The 696-nt window shown below is 56.2% G+C and carries 1 protein-coding gene; it reads left to right on the forward strand.

The window, feature by feature from the left end:
- On the forward strand, nucleotides 1-313 hold a 313-nt coding region (locus AC1D0P_RS26620; protein ID WP_477679473.1), incomplete at its 5' end, for a DUF1217 domain-containing protein.
- Nucleotides 314-696: the final 383 nt, after the last annotated feature.

A 696-nucleotide genomic window follows, 5' to 3' on the forward strand; every position in this document is an offset into this window, starting at 1 on the left:
GCCGACGCTCAATTCGGGTTACGACGTCCTCGGCGACACCGCATTGCTCGAAGTCTTCCGCACCACATTCGACCTGCCCGCAGAAATGTCCTCCATGGACGTCGATAAGCAGAAGGCTCTGGTCGACAAATACCTCAAGCTCGATGATCTGCAGGATCCCGATAAGCTCAAGCAGTTCATCTCCCGCTTCACCGCCATGTACGATGTGGCCAACGACACCACGCAGGACCCGGTCCTGTCGCTGTTCGGCGGTTCGTCCTCGGCCGGCATCAGCGCCGACACGCTGCTCGCGGTCGCTCAGCTCAAAAACTAGCGCTTGGCATTTTCAAAAAACAAGGACCTTTGCCGGCCATGCAGTGCCTGACTATTGAAGGTGCGGCCGGCATGCGCAAGATTGGGTTGCCCCGCGCAAGCCGGGGCTTGAAACGCATTTAAAGATACTCTCGAAATCCGCGTTCTGTCGCCATGGCCAGGTACAACCAGACTCAGAAGAAAGATGTCGTTGGGGATTAGGGATACCTCCCGCGAGGGCATGAGCCACGACACCAAGGGAAATTTCGTCGGATTTTGGGGCGATGAGATGGATATCACTGTAAGTGTAGTCAGCTTGCCGATCTATGAGCGATTGGTGGCCGAGAATTGGGCAGGTCCTCGTCAGGTGGGGCTTATCACGAACGAGGAGCCAAACCAGTATAA

The sequence above is a fragment of the Polaromonas sp. P1_G2 genome, from assembly GCF_056405515.1.